The following is a 17,608-nucleotide window of genomic DNA, read 5'->3' as shown; positions in this document are numbered from 1 at the left end:
TAAACATTCGTGCCGTGGCAGGTCCCGCTCTAAGACCTACGACCTTAAACAGAATTCATTGCCGTTCAACAAATGTTCAGGCCAGCGGTCCGTTGAGCAGCGGGACGAAACGTACCGCGCCTAATACACGACGGGAAAAACCCTGTTCTTCACGGACGATCAGCATCAGTTGCTGGACTTCGCCGGAGCCCACCGGAATCACCAGGCGTCCGCCCGGTGCCAGTTGATCGAGCAACGCCTGCGGAACATCCGTGGCCACGGCGGTGACAATGATGCCGTTGTAGGGCGCCAGTGCCTGCCAGCCCTCCCAGCCGTCACCCCAGCGGAACACCACGTTGCGCAGGTTGAGCTCGACCAGGCGCTCCTTGGCCCGGTCCTGCAGGACCTTGATCCGCTCCACCGAAAACACCCGCTCCACCAGCTGCGACAGCACCGCCGTCTGGTAGCCGGAGCCGGTGCCGATTTCCAGGACCTTGTCCAGCGGCCCGGCCTCCAGCAGCAGCTCGCTCATGCGCGCCACCATATAAGGCTGGGAAATGGTCTGGTTGTTGCCGATCGGCAGCGCCGTGTCTTCGTAGGCGCGATGGGCCAGCGCTTCGTCGACAAACAGGTGCCGGGGCGTGCGACGGATCACTTCCAGCACCTGGGCGTTGGAGATGCCCTCTTCATAAAGCCGCTGGATCAGGCGTTCGCGGGTTCGCTGGGAGGTCATGCCGATACCGCGGCGCATCAGGTCGTCTTGCTCACGGGTCATCAGGCCAGTCCCTCCAGCCAACCGCCCAGCGACTGGAAGGCACCGTTGAAGGTGCGATCCAGTTGCAGCGGCGTTACCGAGACAAAGCCTTGCATCACGGCATGGAAATCGGTGCCCGGACCGCCGTCTTCGGCATCGCCGGCGGCGGCGATCCAGTAACCGGCCTTGCCCCGCGGATCGACCACCCGGGTCGGCGCCGCCGCCCGGGCACGGTGCCCCAGGCGCGTGAGCTGGATACCGCGAATGCGCTCCAGGGGCAGGTTGGGAATATTCACGTTGAGCACTGTCCGTGGTGGCAGTGCCAGCCCTTCATGGGCCTGTACCAGCAGCCGGGCGAAATGCGCGGCGGTGGCCAGGTTGTCGACCTGGCGCGAGACCAGCGAGAACGCAAACGAAGGCCGCCCCAGGAAGCGCCCTTCCAGGGCCGCCGCCACCGTACCGGAATACAGCACGTCATCCCCCAGGTTGGCCCCCAGGTTGATACCCGACACCACCATGTCCGGCTCCTGCTCCAGCAAGGCATTGAGCCCCAGGTGCACGCAGTCGGTGGGTGTGCCGTTGAGGCTGATAAAGCCGTTGGGCAATGCATGGGGATGCAGCGGACGGTCCAGCGTCAGCGAACTGCTGGCACCGCTTTTGTCCTGGTCCGGGGCAATCACCGTGCACTCGGCATAGTCTGCCAGCGCGGCATGCAGCGCGGCGAGACCGGGTGCGAAAACCCCATCATCGTTGGAAATCAGAATACGCATGAGCTGTCCGTCTGCCCTGCCGGCACCAGATCGACGAGTTCGCGCACCAAAGCAGTGGCGAAGCATCCGGCCGGAAGGACGAATTCCAGTTGCAGAATGTCAGACTCGGGATAATGCCACGACAGCCGACCAATGGGCAGCCGCAGGATGCGACGTTCGTGTTCCATGGCGGCCTTGACCAGCCATTGGCACAGTTCAGCCTCGCGTTCGGCCACCGCCTGTTCCAGCGCAAAGGTCGCGCCCGACGCCGGTGACGGGCCTTCGCCCCACTGCGGACCGGTAGGGTGCAGGTCGAGAATGGCCAGGCGCGGGTCGCTGCACTCGGCCTCGGTGGCCGGGAAGAAACTGCGGCTGTCGGTGAACGCCAGCAGGTCGCCGACCTGGGCACGGTTCCAACTGCCGTCGGCGACCCGCGCCGCCAGCACCTGGTTGAACAGGTAGCTGCGGGCCGTGGACAGCAGCCGCGAGCGCACGTTGCGCTGCTCGGGCAAGGCCTGGCGGGCCGCATAGGCACGGGCCTCGCCCAGGTTACCGCCGAGGTGGCCGAAACGCTGGGCACCGAAATAATTCGGAATACCTTGCCGGGCGATCTGCTCAAGGCGTTGCTGCAGGCCGTCCTTGTCCGCGTTCAATTGGGTCAGGCGCAAGGTGAAGCCGTTGGCAGCATGGGCGCCGCGTTGCAGCTTGCGCTTGTGCCGAGCGGTCTTGAGGATGATCAGGCTGTCGTTCTGCGCCGCCGAAAGGTCCGGATCGGCCTTGCCCGGCAGTTGCACGCTGAACCACTGGCGCGTCAGGGCCTGGCGGTCCTTGAGGCCCGCATAGCTGACCGTGCGCAACGGCACGCCGGCGGCCTTGGCGATACGCCGGGCGGCCTCCTCGGTATTCAGGCCGCGTTTTTCCACCCACAACCACAGGTGCTCGCCTTCCCCGGTCAACGGGATATCGAGGACTTCATCGACCTGGAAGTCTTCAGCCGTGGCCTTGAGCACCGCGCTGCCCAGGACATCGCCATAGGCACGCGGGCCCAGCAGTTCCAGTTCGGTCATGCGCGCAGCAACAAGGCGACGCTATGCACCGCGATGCCTTCTTCACGGCCGGTAAAACCGAGCTTTTCAGTGGTAGTGGCTTTGACGTTCACTTGATCCAACTCAACTTCAAGATCCGCGGCAATCAGCGCGCGCATCGATTCGATATGCGGGGCCATTTTCGGCGCCTGGGCAACGATGGTGTTATCGACGTTGCCGACTTTCCAGCCCAGGGTCTTGATCAGCGACACCACGTGACGCAGCAGCACACGGCTGTCGGCGCCCTTGTAGCTCGGGTCAGTGTCCGGGAAATGCTTGCCGATGTCGCCCAGGGCCGCCGCCCCCAGCAGTGCGTCGCTCAAGGCATGCAGCAGCACGTCGCCGTCGGAATGGGCGAGCAATCCGTGGTGGTGCGCAATCCGCACGCCGCCCAGGGTAATGAAGTCGCCTTCGGCGAAACGGTGCACATCATAGCCGTGGCCAATACGCATAAAAAAACGCCCCGATGTTAGTCAGGGCGTGATTCTACCTGCTTTGCGGGAGATTAACCGCTAAGAGCTGCGCTGTGATGTCGCAGATGATCATCGATGAAACTGGCGATGAAGAAGTAGCTGTGGTCGTAGCCCGGCTGCAGCCGCAAGGTCAGCGGATGTTGCGCCAGCTTCGCCGCCTGCTGCAGCGCCTCGGGCTTGAGCTGGCTGGCCAGGAAATCGTCGCGATCGCCCTGATCCACCAGGATCGGCAGCTTTTCAGCGGCCTCGGCGATCAGCGCGCAGGCATCCCACTCACGCCAGCGCGAGCGCTCTTCGCCCAGATAACGGGAAAAGGCCTTCTGCCCCCAGGGACAATCCATCGGGTTGCTGATCGGCGCGAAGGCCGACAGCGACTGATAACGCCCGGGGTTGCGCAAGGCGCAGACCAGCGCGCCATGTCCGCCCATGGAATGCCCGCTGATGCCGCGCTTGTCCGAGGCCGGGAAATGCGCCTCGACCAGCGCCGGCAGCTCATGCACCACGTAATCGTGCATCCGGTAGTGCTGGGCCCAGGGTTGCTGGGTGGCGTTGAGATAGAAGCCGGCGCCCAGGCCGAAGTCCCAGGCCTTGTCCGGGTCGCCGGGCACGTCGGCGCCGCGCGGGCTGGTGTCCGGCGCCACGATGATCAGCCCCAGCTCGGCCGCCAGACGCTGGGCGCCGGCCTTGTGCATGAAGTTCTCGTCGGTGCAGGTCAAGCCGGACAGCCAGTACAGCACCGGCAGCTTGCCGCCCTGCTCGGCCTGCGGCGGCAGATAGACCGCGAACACCATGTCGCAGCCGAGGACTTCGGAATGATGCTTGTAACGTTTGTGCCAGCCGCCGAAGCTTTTCTGGCAGGACAGGTTTTCCAGGCTCATGACCGACCTCAGAAATGGATGACGCTGCGAATGCTCTTGCCTTCATGCATCAGGTCGAACGCCTTGTTGATATCTTCCAGGCCCATGGTGTGGGTGATGAAGGTATCCAGCGGGATCTCGCCCGTCTGCGCCATCTCCACGTAGCTCGGCAACTCGCTGCGCCCGCGCACGCCACCGAAGGCCGAACCGCGCCAGACGCGCCCGGTCACCAACTGGAACGGACGGGTGGCGATTTCCTGGCCGGCACCGGCCACGCCGATGATCACCGACTCGCCCCAGCCCTTGTGGCAGCATTCCAGCGCGGCACGCATCAGTTGCACATTGCCGATGCACTCGAAGGAAAAATCCACGCCGCCATCGGTCATGTCGACAATCACTTCCTGGATCGGCCGATCGAAGTCTTTCGGGTTGACGCAGTCGGTGGCGCCCAGTTGCCGGGCGATTTCGAACTTGGCCGGGTTGATGTCGATGGCAATGATGCGCCCGGCCTTGGCCTTGACCGCACCGATCACCGCCGACAGGCCGATGCCACCCAGGCCGAAGATCGCCACGGTGTCGCCCGGCTTGACCTTGGCGGTGTTGATCACCGCGCCGATCCCGGTGGTGACGCCGCAACCCAGCAGGCAGACCTTCTCCAGCGGGGCGTCTTTCGAAATCTTGGCCACGGAAATTTCCGGCAGCACGGTGTACTCGGAGAAGGTCGAGGTGCCCATGTAGTGGAAAATCGTCTCGCCCTTGTAGGAGAAACGCGAAGTGCCGTCCGGCATCAGGCCTTTGCCCTGGGTGGCGCGAATGGCCTGGCAGAGGTTGGTCTTGCCCGACAGGCAGAATTTGCACTTACCGCATTCCGGGGTGTAGAGCGGGATGACGTGGTCGCCCACCGCCACCGAGGTCACGCCTTCGCCGATCGCCTCGACAATCGCGCCGCCTTCATGACCGAGGATCGCCGGGAAGATGCCTTCCGGGTCCGCACCGGACAGGGTGTAGGCGTCGGTATGGCAAACGCCGGAGGCCACGACACGCAACAGCACTTCGCCGGCCTTGGGCAGGGCGACATCGACTTCGACGATCTCGAGGGGTTTCTTGGCCTCGAAGGCAACGGCAGCACGTGACTTGATCATCCAGCAACTCCTGAAAAGTGGATACGAAAGGCCCAAGTGTAAATCATCGACTATTGGTGGATAATTCAGCCAAAAGCAAAACATTATTGCTGTACAGGGATAATTGAATGAGCGAAAACCGCTGGGAAGGCATCGACGAGTTTGTCGCCGTGGCCGAGTGCAGCCAGTTCACCGCGGCGGCGGAGCGTCTGGGGGTGTCTTCTTCGCATATCAGCCGGCAGATCGCCCGGCTCGAGGAACGCCTGCAAACCCGCCTGCTCTACCGCAGTACGCGGCGTGTCACGCTGACGGAAGCCGGGCAGACGTTTCTGCAGCATTGCCAGCGCCTGCAGGATGGTCGCGAGGAGGCCCTGCGGGCGGTGGGCGACCTGACCAGCGAACCCAAGGGCATGTTGCGCATGACCTGCGCCGTGGCCTATGGCGAGCGCTTTATCGTGCCGCTGGTCACCACCTTCATGGGGCTGTACCCGCAACTGCGGGTGGATATCGAGCTGAGCAATCGCACCCTGGACCTGGTGCATGAAGGGTTGGACCTGGCGATTCGGCTGGGTCGCTTGCAGGATTCACGACTGGTGGCGACCCGGCTGGCGCCACGGCGGATGTATCTGTGCGCGTCACCGTCCTACCTGGCGCGTTATGGTCGCCCCCATAGCCTGTCGGAACTGAGCCGGCATAACTGCCTGATCGGCAGTTCGGATATCTGGCAACTGGAGCAGGACGGGCGGGAGTTTTCCCAACGGGTGCAGGGCAACTGGCGCTGCAACAGCGGCCAGGCGGTACTGGATGCGGCGCTGCAAGGGGTTGGGTTGTGTCAGTTGCCGGACTATTACGTGCTGGAGCATTTGTACAACGGCACGCTGATTTCCCTGCTCGAAGCCCATCAACCGCCGAACACCGCGGTGTGGGCGCTGTATCCGCAACAGCGGCACCTGTCACCGAAAGTGCGCAAGCTGGTGGATTACCTCAAGGAAGGCTTGGCCAAACGGCCCGAGTACACCACCTGATCCGCTTTTGTGGGAGCCGGCTTGCCGGCGATGAGGCCGGCAAGTCTTGCATCGATCTTGCGGACGCCATCGCCAGCAAGCCGGCTCCTACAGGTCCGTGTGTCATCGCAAAAATAGCGTCGTGCCGAGCTGCGGGCCAAGCGCCCTCAGTGTCGGTTCGCCCAGCGCAAACGCAACCACTCCAGGTCTTCGGGACGGGTGACCTTGATATTGTCCGAACGCCCTTCGATCAGGCGTGGTGCCTGCCCGGCCCATTCCATCGCCGAGGCTTCATCGGTGACGGTCGCATCGGCCACCAGGCTGTCGGCCAGGGCCCGATGCAAGGCGCCCAGGCGGAACATCTGCGGCGTGTAGGCCTGCCAGATCGAGGCCCGGTCGACGGTTTCCAGCACCCGCCCCTGCTTGTCCACGCGTTTGAGCGTGTCCCGGGCCGGCACGGCCAGCAAGCCGCCCACCGGATCATCGGCGAGTTCGGCCAGCAAGGTGTCGAGGTCGTGACGCGACAGATTCGGCCGCGCCGCATCGTGGACCAGCACCCAGTCATTGTCCGCCGCCCCCAGGGTATGCAGGTGCAGCAAGGCATTGAGAACCGAGTCGGCCCGCTCGCCGCCGCCATCGACCCGCTGGATACGCGGGTCCGTGGCACAGAGCAGGCCCGGCCAGTAGGGATCTTGCGCAGCCAGGGCAATCACCAGGCCCTTCAAGCCCGGATGATCGAGGAAACAGCCGAGGCTGTGTTCGAGAATCGTGCGCCCGCCCAGTGACAGATACTGCTTGGGACGGTCCGCGGCCATACGGGCACCCACGCCCGCGGCAGGAATCACGGCCCAGAAGGCCGGTAGAGAGAAGTCAGTCATTGCGCCAACTGATAGAGGGTTTCACCGTCCTTGACCATGCCCAGTTCATGGCGAGCGCGTTCTTCCACGGTCTCCATGCCTTTCTTCAGTTCAAGAACTTCCGCGTCGAGAACGCGATTGCGCTCCAGCAGACGCTCGTTTTCGGCGTGCTGGTCGGCAATCTGCTGTGTCAGGTCGGCCACCTGCGCCAGGCTCCCATTGCCCACCCAAAGGCGGTACTGCAGGCCAGCCAGCAGCAAGAGCAGAACGAGGAACAACCAATTGGGACTGCGCATCGAATTTCAGTTATCCAGTGGAAAAGACAGCCATGCCAACCATTTCGAACCGACTGATAGCACGAAGCCTGGAAGAACCAGGCTTGTGCTCTCAAAGCATCAGATTAGTGGTAAAAAACTCGCCATAGCGACTTTTCCGACACAATCCGGTGTCTTTTTACCATCTACCGCTTAACCGCGAAACTCGGAGCGACCGTTGTACTTGGCCTTGGCGCCCAGTTGCTCTTCGATACGCAGCAGTTGGTTGTACTTGGAAACGCGATCGGAACGGCACAGCGAACCGGTCTTGATCTGGCCCGCGGCGGTGCCTACGGCCAGGTCGGCGATGGTCGAATCCTCGGTTTCACCGGAACGGTGCGAGATCACCGCGGTGTAGCCGGCGGCCTTGGCCATCTGGATGGCTTCCAGGGTTTCGGTCAGGGTACCGATCTGGTTGAACTTGATCAGGATCGAGTTGGCGATCTTCTTGTCGATGCCTTCTTTCAGGATCTTGGTGTTGGTCACGAACAGGTCGTCGCCCACCAGCTGGGTCTTCTCGCCGATCTTGTCGGTGAGGATTTTCCAGCCGGCCCAGTCGGACTCGTCCAGGCCATCTTCGATGGAGATGATCGGGTAGCGCTGGGTCAAGCCTTTCAGGTACTCGGCGAAACCTTCGGCGCTGAACACCTGGCCTTCGCCGGACAGGTTGTACTGGCCGTCTTCGAAGAATTCGCTGGCCGCGCAGTCCAGGGCCAGGGTCACGTCGGTGCCCAGCTTGTAACCGGCATTGGCGACGGCTTCGGCGATGACTTTCAGGGCATCTTCGTTGGACGCCAGGTTCGGTGCGAAACCACCTTCGTCACCCACCGCGGTGCTCAGGCCACGGGCCTTCAGCACAGCCTTAAGGTGATGGAAAATCTCGGTGCCCATGCGCAGGCCTTCCGAGAAGGACTTGGCGCCCACCGGCTGGACCATGAATTCCTGGATGTCGACGTTGTTGTCGGCATGCTCGCCGCCGTTGATGATGTTCATCATCGGGACCGGCATCGAGTAGACGCCCGGCGTGCCATTGAGGTTGGCGATGTGCGCGTACAGCGGCAGGTCGTGGTCCTGGGCGGCGGCCTTGGCGGCAGCCAGGGACACGGCGAGGATGGCGTTGGCGCCCAGGCTTGCCTTGTTCTCGGTACCGTCCAGCGCGATCATCGCGTGGTCCAGGGCCTTCTGGTCGGCTGGATCCTTGCCCAGCAGCAGTTCACGGATCGGGCCGTTGATGTTGCCGACGGCCTTCAGCACGCCCTTGCCCAGGTAACGGCTCTTGTCGCCATCACGCAGCTCAAGTGCTTCACGCGAGCCGGTGGAAGCACCCGACGGCGCGCAGGCGCTGCCGATGATGCCGTTGTCCAGAAGCACGTCCGCTTCCACGGTGGGGTTGCCACGGGAGTCGAGAACTTCACGACCTTTGATGTCGACGATTTTTGCCATTGTTGTAAACACTCCAAAGTTGACGAAAACGACGCAGCTGAAGGAAATTTTTTATCGTCGGCAAGCGAATGAAAACGGGCAGTCTTGCAGACGAAAAGGCTCTGAACCAGGGTTCAGAGCCATGAATCGTGCGGTACTTTACCGGAGATTTAAGGATTACGCGGTTTCTACCGTCGGAAAACTCTTCACCAGTTCATCCAAAGCCTTGAGTTGGGTCAGGAACGGTTCCAGCTTGTCCAGACGCAGGGCGCAAGGACCATCACACTTGGCGTTGTCCGGATCCGGATGCGCTTCCAGGAACAGCCCGGCCAGGCCCTGGCTCATGCCGGCCTTGGCCAGGTCGGTAACCTGGGCCCGACGACCACCGGCGGAATCCGAACGACCGCCCGGCATTTGCAGGGCGTGGGTCACGTCGAAGAACACCGGGTATTCGAACTGCTTCATGATCCCGAAGCCGAGCATGTCGACCACCAGGTTGTTGTAGCCGAAGCTCGAACCGCGCTCGCAGAGGATCAACTGGTCATTGCCCGCTTCCACGCACTTGTTCAGGATGTGTTTCATTTCCTGGGGCGCGAGGAACTGGGCCTTCTTGATGTTGATCACCGCGCCGGTCCTGGCCATGGCCACCACCAGGTCGGTCTGGCGCGACAGGAAGGCCGGCAACTGGATGATGTCGCAGACCTCGGCGACCACGGCGGCCTGGGCCGGCTCGTGGACGTCGGTAATGATCGGCACGCCGAACGCCTGCTTGATGTCCTCGAAGATCCGCATCCCTTCTTCCAGGCCGGGGCCACGGTAGGAGGTGACGGAGGAACGGTTGGCCTTGTCGAAGCTGGCCTTGAACACGTAGGGCATACCGAGTTTTTCGGTGACCTTCACGTACGCCTCGCAGACCTGCATCGCCATGTCACGGCTTTCCAGCACGTTCATGCCGCCGAACAGCACCATCGGCTTGTCGTTGGCAATCTCGATGTCGCCTACGCGGATGATCTTTTGGGCCATGCTTCTATCTCTCCGAGATCACGCGTTCTTCTGGTGTTGAGCCAAGGCCGCCTTGACGAAACCGCTGAACAGCGGATGGCCGTCGCGCGGGGTCGAGGTGAACTCGGGGTGGAACTGGCAAGCGACGAACCATGGATGATCCGGGGCCTCGACCACTTCCACCAGCGCGCCATCACCGGAGCGACCGGAAATCTTCAGGCCGGCTTCGATGATCTGCGGCAGCAGCTTGTTGTTCACTTCGTAGCGGTGACGGTGACGCTCGACGATCACGTCCTTGGCATAGCAGTCGTGCACCAGGGAGCCGGCTTCGAGCAGGCAGTCCTGGGCGCCGAGGCGCATGGTACCGCCCAGGTCGGAGCTTTCGGTACGGGTCTCGACCGCGCCGGTGGCATCTTCCCACTCAGTGATCAGGCCGACCACCGGGTGAGCGCTGCTGCGATCGAACTCGGTGGAGTTGGCGTCTTTCCAACCCATCACGTTACGGGCGAACTCGATCACCGCCACTTGCATGCCCAGGCAGATACCCAGGTAAGGCACCTTGTTTTCCCGAGCGTACTGGACGGCGGTGATCTTGCCTTCCACACCACGCAGACCGAAGCCGCCTGGAACCAGGATCGCGTCGACCCCTTCCAGCAGCGCGGTGCCCTGGTTTTCGATGTCTTCGGAGTCGATGTAACGCAGGTTGACCTTGGTACGGTTGGTGATGCCGGCGTGACTCATCGCTTCGATCAGCGACTTGTAGGCGTCCAGCAGCTCCATGTACTTGCCGACCATCGCGATGGTGACTTCGTGTTCCGGGTTCAGCTTGGCGTCAACCACCGCCTCCCACTCGGACAGGTCGGCACCGCCGCATTGCAGGCCAAAACGCTCGACGACGAAATCGTCCAGGCCCTGGGAGTGCAGGATGCCCGGGATCTTGTAAATGGTGTCGGCGTCTTCCAGGGCGATCACCGCACGCTCTTCGACGTTGGTGAACTGGGCGATCTTGCGACGCGACGAGACATCGATCGGATGGTCGGAACGGCAGACCAGCACGTCCGGCTGCAGGCCGATGGAACGCAGTTCCTTGACCGAGTGCTGGGTCGGCTTGGTCTTGGTTTCACCAGCGGTGGCGATGTACGGCACCAGGGTCAGGTGCATCAGCATCGCGCGCTTGGCACCGACTTCGAAACGCAACTGGCGGATGGCTTCGAGGAACGGTTGCGACTCGATGTCGCCCACGGTACCGCCGATTTCCACCAGGGCCACGTCGGCATCGCCGGCACCCTTGATGATGCGGCGCTTGATCTCGTCGGTGATGTGCGGGATCACCTGGATGGTGGCGCCCAGGTAGTCGCCACGACGTTCCTTGCGCAGCACGTGCTCGTAGACACGGCCGGTGGTGAAGTTGTTGTTCTGGGTCATGGTGGTGCGGATGAACCGCTCGTAGTGACCCAGGTCCAGGTCGGTCTCGGCACCGTCGTGGGTGACGAAGACTTCACCGTGCTGGAACGGGCTCATGGTGCCCGGATCGACGTTGATGTACGGGTCCAGTTTGAGCATGGTGACTTTCAGCCCCCGCGCCTCCAGGATGGCCGCCAATGAAGCCGAGGCAATGCCTTTCCCCAATGAAGAAACAACACCGCCCGTGACGAATATGTAGCGCGTCATGAAAAACCCTAGAAGTCTGCGTTAAAGCGGTCCGAGCCGCCGGGGAAAGCGAAGGAAGGCCGAAGCCCCCGATTACCTGCGATCATCACAGTGCACCTTTCGAAAAACTGCTGCGTTGAAACGGTCCACGGGTCAAAACCCGCAGTACGGTACGCGCTACACATTTTTTGGAATCGCCCGGCAAAGACAGCCTGGTAATCGGCAACTCCTGCAATTGCTGGCAATCCACAGAAGTTGTATCAAGAAGGGAGCGTAGTCTACCGGAAAGCACCTTTCAGCTCAAACCTTGATCGCTCGAAGGTGGCTGCCAATGTAAATGCCAGTCGCCCAAGGCCCCGCCGTCCAGGCCCGGCAGGTTCGCCACGGCCAGCAGCTCCTCGCCCCGGTAGAGCAGCGGCAATCGGCCGCGGACAAACCAGGGCACGCCGCTTTCGTTAAGCAGGCGCTTCAGATCACGGTGTCCGCGGTCCGGCAGGTGCAGCACTTCGCCGCCCTGGCGATAGCGCACCTGCAAGGGACCTGCCGGCGCCTCGCCAACCACCAGCAGCTCGCCATTGTCCGGCAGTTCCAGTGGACGACTCGGACAGTTCCAGGCGATATCCGCCAGCGGCTGGCGCAACCAGGAACCGCTCAACCACCACAGGTGCTCGTCGGCCCGGTGCAGCTCGCCCTCGGCCAGGCGCCATTTGGGCCGGGCGTCGTGGGCGGCATCGCGCAGATCGTCCCAGCCGGCCCAGTGGTCGCTGTCCGGCAGCCGGGTCAGCGGTGCCAGCCAATGCCGCAGGGCGTTGCGCTGCCGGGCCGGGGACAGGTCGATCAAGGCGTCGAGGGCCAGCGACGGCATGCCCAGCCAGACGTGCCGGGAATGCGCCAAGGCATCGTCGAGGTCGACTTCGGCCAGCTCGTCGAGCAGTTCCTGGGCTTCGCGCAGGTGCGCGGCGCTGCGCACCATGCTGGTCACCGCCTGCGGCCAGCGCTCGGTCAGCCCGGGGAACGTCTGCTGGCGCAGGAAGTTGCGCGAGAACTGCTGGTCGGCATTGGACGGGTCTTCGATCCAGCGCAGGCCATGCTTATGGGCATAGCGCTCGAGTTCGGCCCGGGAGACATCCAGCAACGGCCGCACCAGATAGCCACCCCCAACCTCGCGCTGCGCCGGCATGGCGGCCAGGCCGCGCACCCCAGCACCGCGCAACAGACGGAAGAGCAAGGTTTCGGCCTGGTCTTCACGATGCTGGGCGGTCAGCAACACGTCATGCAACTGGGTGACGCCGGCAAAGGCCAGGTAGCGGGCATCGCGGGCGGCGCGTTCGAGGCTGGCGCCCAGCTGGACGCTGACCCGGATGACCTGCAAAGGCACCCCCAGCTCATCGCAGACCGCCTGGCAATGGGCCGGCCAGCCGTCGGCGACCGCCTGCAGTCCGTGATGGACATGCAAGGCGGCAAGCCTGGGCAGGGGCCGGGTTTTCGCCAGGGTGGCGAGCAGGTGCAGCAGGACGGTGGAGTCCAGGCCGCCGGAGAAGCCGATCCGCCAGGTCTGGGCAGTGCGCCAGGGCGAAAGGGCTTCGAGCAGCCTGGAGGGCAAATCGATATCAGGCTGACGCATGGGTTGCCCCCCGCGCTGGCTCACGAACGATAACGCGCGCTATCAGAGACCGTAGCTCATCAGACGCTCGTAACGACGAGCCAGCAGCGCATCGTTGTCGAACTTCTTCAGCATAGCCAACTGCGCGCTGAGTTCAGCACGGATCGACGCCGCGGCCGCGGCCGGATCGCGATGCGCGCCGCCCAGGGGCTCGGCGATCACCTTGTCGACAATGCCCAGGCCCTTGAGGCGCTCGGCGGTGATGCCCATGGCTTCGGCCGCATCCGGGGCCTTCTCGGCGGTTTTCCACAGGATCGAGGCACAGCCTTCAGGGGAGATCACCGCGTAGGTGGAGTACTGCAGCATGTTCAACTGGTCGCACACGCCAATGGCCAGGGCACCGCCGGAACCGCCCTCACCGATCACGGTGGCGATGATCGGCGTTTTCAGCCGCGCCATCACCCGCAGGTTCCAGGCAATGGCTTCGCTCTGGTTGCGCTCTTCGGCGTCGATGCCCGGGTAGGCGCCCGGGGTGTCGATGAAGGTCAGGATCGGCATCTTGAAGCGCTCGGCCATTTCCATCAGGCGGCAAGCCTTGCGATAGCCTTCCGGACGCGGCATGCCGAAGTTGCGACGGACCTTCTCACGCACTTCGCGGCCTTTCTGGTGACCGATGACCATCACCGGCTGGTCGTCCAGACGGGCAATACCGCCGACAATCGCCGCGTCGTCGGCGAAATGCCGGTCGCCGTGCAGTTCGTCGAACTCAGTGAAGATGTGGTCGATGTAGTCCAGGGTATAGGGACGACGCGGGTGCCGCGCCAGACGCGCGATCTGCCAGCTGGTCAGCTTGCCGAAAATATCTTCGGTCAGCGTGCTGCTCTTGTCCTGCAGGCGGGAAATCTCATCGCCGATATTCAGCGAATTGTCGTTACCGACCAAGCGCAGCTCTTCGATCTTGGCTTGCAGGTCAGCGATCGGCTGTTCGAAATCAAGAAAATTCGGGTTCATAAGCATCCGTCTTGGGTCGAGCACAGTAGTTTTTACACAGCCTGGCCGGCCGATTGATCTGTATCGCGCCCTACCTTACGGGATATGGCGCGCTCAGGTCGAGATTAAAAATAGGGTCAAGGTCGGAACGCAGCATGCGCCACCGTCCTAACGGTATTGGAGGAAGACGTTGTCTCGCCCGAACTGGTCACGCAATGCCTGAATCAGACTGTCCGCCGGGTCGATCCGCCAGCTCTCGCCGAACTGCAACAAGGCCTTGGCGTCAGTGCCGGTGTACTCCAGGGTGATCGGGCAGGCGCCGCGGTGCTTGCCGAGCAACTCGCCCAGCCAGCGCAGCTGATCGCCCTTGAGCGCGGCACTGCGCACTTTCAGGCGCAGGCTCTCGGCCAGGTTGGTCCGGGCATCCTCCATGCTCATCACGCGCTTGACCCGCAGGCGCAGGCCGCCGGAGAAGTCGTCGTTGCTGACCTCGCCCTCGACCACCACCATGGCATCGGTCTGCAACAGCGATTGGGCCGACATGAAGGCATCGGCGAACAGCGAGGCCTCGATCCGTGCCGAGCGGTCATCCAGGGTGATGAAGCCCATCTTGTCGCCCTTTTTGTTTTTCATCACCCGCAGGTTGATGATCATCCCGGCCACGGTCTGGGTATCGCGCGCCGGCTTCAGGTCGATGATGCGCTGACGGGCGAAGCGGCGAATCTCGCCTTCGTACTCGTCGATCGGGTGACCGGTGAGGTACAGGCCCAGGGTGTCCTTCTCGCCCTTCAGGCGCTCCTTGAGGGTCAGTTCCTTGGCCTTGCGGTGATTGGCGTAGACATCGGCATCCTCTTCGACGAACAGCCCGCCGAACAGGTCGGCATGGCCGCTGTCATGGGTGCGCGCGGTCTGTTCGGCGGCCTTGATCGCCTCCTCCATCGCCGCCAGCAACACGGCGCGGTTACGGTCGATATTGGCGTGGTAGGCCTTCGACTCGTCATGGAAATGCGGGCCGAGACGATCCAGCGCACCGCTGCGGATCAGGCCGTCCAGGGTGCGCTTGTTGATGCGTTTGAGGTCGACCCGGGCGCAGAAATCGAACAGGTCCTTGAACGGGCCGTCCTGGCGCGCCTCGGTAATCGCTTCCACCGGCCCTTCGCCGACGCCCTTGATGGCACCGAGGCCATAGATGATCCGACCCTCGTCGTTCACCGTGAACTTGAACTCCGAGGCGTTCACATCCGGCGCGTCGAGACGCAGCTTCATGGTGCGCACTTCCTCGATCAAGGTCACGACCTTGTCGGTGTTGTGCATATCCGCCGAGAGTACCGCGGCCATGAAGGGCGCCGGGTAATGGGCCTTCAGCCAGGCGGTCTGGTAAGACACCAGCCCGTAGGCGGCGGAGTGGGATTTGTTGAAACCGTAACCGGCGAACTTCTCCACCAGGTCGAAGATGTTACCGGCCAGGTCGGCGTCGATATTGTTGTTGGCACACCCTTCGATAAAGCCGCCACGCTGCTTGGCCATCTCCTCGGGTTTCTTTTTACCCATCGCCCGGCGCAGCATGTCCGCACCGCCCAGGGTATAACCGGCCATGACCTGGGCAATCTGCATCACCTGCTCCTGATACAGGATGATGCCGTAGGTCGGTGCCAGAACCGGCTGGAGGCCGTCGTACTGGTAATCCGGATGCGGGTACGCCAGTTCGGCGCGACCGTGCTTGCGGTTGATGAAGTCATCCACCATGCCGGACTGCAACGGGCCCGGGCGGAACAGGGCCACCAGTGCGATCAGGTCTTCCAGGCAGTCGGGCTTGAGCTTCTTGATCAGCTCCTTCATGCCCCGGGATTCAAGCTGGAACACCGCCGTGGTCTCGGCCTTCTGCAGCAGGCTGTAGGTCGGCTTGTCGTCCAACGGGATGAAGGCGATATCCAGCGGCGCCTCGCCGACCTTGGCGCGATCGCGGTTGATGGTCTTCAACGCCCAGTCGATGATCGTCAGGGTCCGCAGGCCGAGGAAGTCGAACTTCACCAGGCCGGCCGCCTCCACGTCGTCCTTGTCGAACTGGGTCACCAGGCCGTCGCCTTCCTCGTCGCAATAGATCGGCGAGAAGTCGGTCAGCTTGGTCGGCGCGATCACCACGCCACCGGCGTGTTTACCGACGTTACGCACCACGCCTTCGAGCTTGCGCGCCATCTCCCAGATTTCCGCCGCCTCTTCATCGACCTTGATGAAGTCACGGAGGATCTCTTCCTGCTCGTAGGCTTTTTCCAGGGTCATGCCGACTTCGAAGGGGATCATCTTCGACAGGCGGTCCGCCAGGCCGTAGGACTTGCCCTGCACCCGCGCCACGTCACGCACCACCGCCTTGGCGGCCATGGAACCGAAGGTGATGATCTGGCTCACCGCGTTGCGGCCATACTTCTCGGCCACGTAGTCGATCACCCGGTCGCGACCGTCCATGCAGAAGTCGACGTCGAAGTCGGGCATGGAAACCCGTTCCGGATTGAGGAAACGTTCGAACAGCAGGTCGTATTCCAGCGGGTCGAGGTCGGTGATCTTCTGCACGTAGGCCACCAGGGAACCGGCACCCGACCCCCGGCCGGGACCGACCGGCACGCCGTTGTTCTTGGCCCACTGGATAAAGTCCATCACGATCAGGAAGTAACCGGGGAAGCCCATCTGGATGATGATATCCAGCTCGAAATTCAGCCGGTCGACATAGACCTGACGCTTGGCGTCGTAATCTTCGGTGGTGTCCCTGGGCAGCAGCACCGACAGGCGCTCGTCGAGGCCGTCGAAGGACACCTTGCGGAAATACTCGTCGATGGTCATGCCATCGGGGATCGGGAAGTTGGGCAGGAAGTGCTTGCCCAGCTTCACTTCGATGTTGCAGCGCTTGGCGATCTCGACGGTGTTTTCCAGAGCGTCGGGCAGGTCGCTGAACAGCTCGGCCATTTCCTCGGCACTTTTGAGGTATTGCTGGTCGCTGTAGTTCTTCGAGCGGCGTGGATCGTCAAGGGCCCGGCCCTCACCGATGCAGACGCGGGTTTCGTGAGCCTCGAAGTCTTCCTGCTTGATGAAGCGCACATCGTTGGTCGCCACCAGCGGCGCGCCCAGCTTGTCGGCCAGGGCCACGGCACCGTGCAACTGCTCTTCGTCGTTGGGGCGATTGGTGCGCTGGATCTCCAGGTAGAAACGGTCCGGGAACACCGCCATCCAGTCGCGGGCCAGGGCCTCGGCCTCGGCGGCGTTGTCGCCGAGCAGGGCCATGCCGATCTCGCCCTCCTTGGCCGCCGAGAGCATGATCAGGCCTTCGTTGGCCTCGGCCACCCACTCGCGCTCGATGATGATCATGCCGTTACGCTGACCGTCGATAAAGCCGCGGGAAATCAGTTCGGTGAGGTTGCGGTAGCCGACGGCGTTCATCACCAGCAGGCTGATGCGGCTCAAGGGCGCATCGGGGTCCTTGTTCGACAGCCACAGGTCGGCACCGCAGATCGGCTTGATCCCGGCGCCCATGGCGGTCTTGTAGAACTTGACCAGGGAACACATGTTGTTCTGGTCGGTCACCGCCACGGCGGGCATGTTCAGGCCGGCCAGGGCCTTGACCAGCGGTTTGATCCGGACCAGGCCGTCGACCAGGGAGTACTCAGTGTGCAGGCGTAGATGAACGAATGAAGCCGGCATAGTGATCCTGTCTAATCTGTAAGAACAACAAGGCCCGGATTGTACCGGGCCTTGGATA

15 protein-coding genes are annotated in these 17,608 nt (G+C 62.8%); 1 reads left to right on the top strand and 14 read right to left on the bottom strand.

Features of this window, described 5'->3' with window-relative positions; translation table 11 throughout:
* Nucleotides 1–76: 76 nt before the first annotated feature.
* The 6 genes from UCMB321_RS06640 to UCMB321_RS06615 are packed head-to-tail and all read right to left on the bottom strand — an operon-like array spanning nucleotide 77 to nucleotide 5,039.
* The gene (locus UCMB321_RS06640) at nucleotides 77–712 is read right to left on the bottom strand and encodes a protein-L-isoaspartate(D-aspartate) O-methyltransferase (RefSeq protein WP_209437133.1); all 636 of its coding nucleotides are present in this window, start codon (nucleotides 710–712) and stop codon (nucleotides 77–79) included.
* Nucleotides 713–753: 41 nt separating this feature from the next.
* The gene (surE, locus tag UCMB321_RS06635; RefSeq protein ID WP_040064793.1) at nucleotides 754–1,503 is read right to left on the bottom strand and encodes a 5'/3'-nucleotidase SurE; all 750 of its coding nucleotides are present in this window, start codon (nucleotides 1,501–1,503) and stop codon (nucleotides 754–756) included.
* Complete coding sequence (gene truD / locus UCMB321_RS06630) at nucleotides 1,491–2,549, bottom strand: tRNA pseudouridine(13) synthase TruD (protein WP_040064790.1); 1,059 nt, start codon at nucleotides 2,547–2,549, stop codon at nucleotides 1,491–1,493. Before truD ends, surE begins: the two co-directional genes overlap by 13 nt.
* On the bottom strand, nucleotides 2,546–3,019 hold the full coding sequence (gene ispF / locus UCMB321_RS06625; protein ID WP_040064789.1) for a 2-C-methyl-D-erythritol 2,4-cyclodiphosphate synthase: 474 nt from the start codon (nucleotides 3,017–3,019) through the stop codon (nucleotides 2,546–2,548). Before ispF ends, truD begins: the two co-directional genes overlap by 4 nt.
* A gap of 53 nt (nucleotides 3,020–3,072) precedes the next feature.
* The gene (gene fghA / locus UCMB321_RS06620; RefSeq protein WP_040064788.1) at nucleotides 3,073–3,918 is read right to left on the bottom strand and encodes an S-formylglutathione hydrolase; all 846 of its coding nucleotides are present in this window, start codon (nucleotides 3,916–3,918) and stop codon (nucleotides 3,073–3,075) included.
* Nucleotides 3,919–3,926: 8 nt separating this feature from the next.
* Nucleotides 3,927–5,039 carry an S-(hydroxymethyl)glutathione dehydrogenase/class III alcohol dehydrogenase gene (locus UCMB321_RS06615; RefSeq protein WP_040064787.1) on the bottom strand — a complete coding sequence of 371 codons (1,113 nt, stop codon included), beginning with the start codon at nucleotides 5,037–5,039 and terminating at the stop codon, nucleotides 3,927–3,929.
* Between the two features lie 107 nt (nucleotides 5,040–5,146).
* Between UCMB321_RS06615 and UCMB321_RS06610 the strand changes: the two genes are divergently transcribed.
* Nucleotides 5,147–6,043: a LysR substrate-binding domain-containing protein gene (locus UCMB321_RS06610; protein ID WP_040064785.1), complete on the top strand. Its 897-nt coding sequence runs from the start codon at nucleotides 5,147–5,149 to the stop codon at nucleotides 6,041–6,043.
* Between the two features lie 146 nt (nucleotides 6,044–6,189).
* Here UCMB321_RS06610 and ispD read toward each other — a convergent pair whose 3' ends face one another.
* The 8 genes from ispD to dnaE all read right to left on the bottom strand — a co-directional run bounded on the left by ispD (nucleotide 6,190) and on the right by dnaE (nucleotide 17,550).
* Complete coding sequence (gene ispD, locus UCMB321_RS06605) at nucleotides 6,190–6,900, bottom strand: 2-C-methyl-D-erythritol 4-phosphate cytidylyltransferase (RefSeq protein WP_040064784.1); 711 nt, start codon at nucleotides 6,898–6,900, stop codon at nucleotides 6,190–6,192.
* Nucleotides 6,897–7,175: a cell division protein FtsB gene (gene ftsB, locus UCMB321_RS06600; protein WP_017127138.1), complete on the bottom strand. Its 279-nt coding sequence runs from the start codon at nucleotides 7,173–7,175 to the stop codon at nucleotides 6,897–6,899. Before ftsB ends, ispD begins: the two co-directional genes overlap by 4 nt.
* A gap of 171 nt (nucleotides 7,176–7,346) precedes the next feature.
* A complete protein-coding gene (eno, locus tag UCMB321_RS06595; RefSeq protein ID WP_040064780.1) occupies nucleotides 7,347–8,636 on the bottom strand; it encodes a phosphopyruvate hydratase in 1,290 nt (429 codons plus the stop codon).
* Nucleotides 8,637–8,792: 156 nt separating this feature from the next.
* Complete coding sequence (gene kdsA / locus UCMB321_RS06590) at nucleotides 8,793–9,638, bottom strand: 3-deoxy-8-phosphooctulonate synthase (protein WP_040064779.1); 846 nt, start codon at nucleotides 9,636–9,638, stop codon at nucleotides 8,793–8,795.
* Nucleotides 9,639–9,656: 18 nt separating this feature from the next.
* Nucleotides 9,657–11,288 (bottom strand): CTP synthase, encoded by a 1,632-nt coding sequence (locus UCMB321_RS06585; protein WP_040064778.1) that lies wholly within the window; start codon nucleotides 11,286–11,288, stop codon nucleotides 9,657–9,659.
* Between the two features lie 274 nt (nucleotides 11,289–11,562).
* On the bottom strand, nucleotides 11,563–12,891 hold the full coding sequence (tilS, locus tag UCMB321_RS06580) for a tRNA lysidine(34) synthetase TilS (RefSeq protein WP_040064777.1): 1,329 nt from the start codon (nucleotides 12,889–12,891) through the stop codon (nucleotides 11,563–11,565).
* Between the two features lie 42 nt (nucleotides 12,892–12,933).
* Nucleotides 12,934–13,881, bottom strand: coding sequence for an acetyl-CoA carboxylase carboxyltransferase subunit alpha (locus tag UCMB321_RS06575; RefSeq protein ID WP_040064775.1), 948 nt, complete (start codon nucleotides 13,879–13,881; stop codon nucleotides 12,934–12,936).
* Nucleotides 13,882–14,028: 147 nt separating this feature from the next.
* Complete coding sequence (gene dnaE, locus UCMB321_RS06570; protein WP_040064774.1) at nucleotides 14,029–17,550, bottom strand: DNA polymerase III subunit alpha; 3,522 nt, start codon at nucleotides 17,548–17,550, stop codon at nucleotides 14,029–14,031.
* Nucleotides 17,551–17,608: the final 58 nt, after the last annotated feature.

Origin of the sequence: Pseudomonas batumici (assembly GCF_000820515.1) — a bacterium.
Classification (GTDB): Bacteria; Pseudomonadota; Gammaproteobacteria; order Pseudomonadales; family Pseudomonadaceae; genus Aquipseudomonas; species Aquipseudomonas batumici.
Note: the sequence above shows the minus strand (reverse complement) of the source record. Positions and strands in the feature narration are given on the sequence as shown.

Coding starts and splice junctions, on each gene's coding strand:
- UCMB321_RS06640 (WP_209437133.1), bottom strand. CDS start 712: ATGACCTCCCAGCGAACCCGCGAACGCCTGATCCAGCGGCTTTATGAA.
- surE (WP_040064793.1), bottom strand. CDS start 1,503: ATGCGTATTCTGATTTCCAACGATGATGGGGTTTTCGCACCCGGTCTC.
- tilS (WP_040064777.1), bottom strand. CDS start 12,891: ATGCGTCAGCCTGATATCGATTTGCCCTCCAGGCTGCTCGAAGCCCTT.
- fghA (WP_040064788.1), bottom strand. CDS start 3,918: ATGAGCCTGGAAAACCTGTCCTGCCAGAAAAGCTTCGGCGGCTGGCAC.
- UCMB321_RS06575 (WP_040064775.1), bottom strand. CDS start 13,881: ATGAACCCGAATTTTCTTGATTTCGAACAGCCGATCGCTGACCTGCAA.
- ftsB (WP_017127138.1), bottom strand. CDS start 7,175: ATGCGCAGTCCCAATTGGTTGTTCCTCGTTCTGCTCTTGCTGCTGGCT.
- ispF (WP_040064789.1), bottom strand. CDS start 3,019: ATGCGTATTGGCCACGGCTATGATGTGCACCGTTTCGCCGAAGGCGAC.
- eno (WP_040064780.1), bottom strand. CDS start 8,636: ATGGCAAAAATCGTCGACATCAAAGGTCGTGAAGTTCTCGACTCCCGT.
- dnaE (WP_040064774.1), bottom strand. CDS start 17,550: ATGCCGGCTTCATTCGTTCATCTACGCCTGCACACTGAGTACTCCCTG.
- UCMB321_RS06610 (WP_040064785.1), top strand. CDS start 5,147: ATGAGCGAAAACCGCTGGGAAGGCATCGACGAGTTTGTCGCCGTGGCC.
- UCMB321_RS06585 (WP_040064778.1), bottom strand. CDS start 11,288: ATGACGCGCTACATATTCGTCACGGGCGGTGTTGTTTCTTCATTGGGG.
- kdsA (WP_040064779.1), bottom strand. CDS start 9,638: ATGGCCCAAAAGATCATCCGCGTAGGCGACATCGAGATTGCCAACGAC.
- ispD (WP_040064784.1), bottom strand. CDS start 6,900: ATGACTGACTTCTCTCTACCGGCCTTCTGGGCCGTGATTCCTGCCGCG.
- UCMB321_RS06615 (WP_040064787.1), bottom strand. CDS start 5,039: ATGATCAAGTCACGTGCTGCCGTTGCCTTCGAGGCCAAGAAACCCCTC.
- truD (WP_040064790.1), bottom strand. CDS start 2,549: ATGACCGAACTGGAACTGCTGGGCCCGCGTGCCTATGGCGATGTCCTG.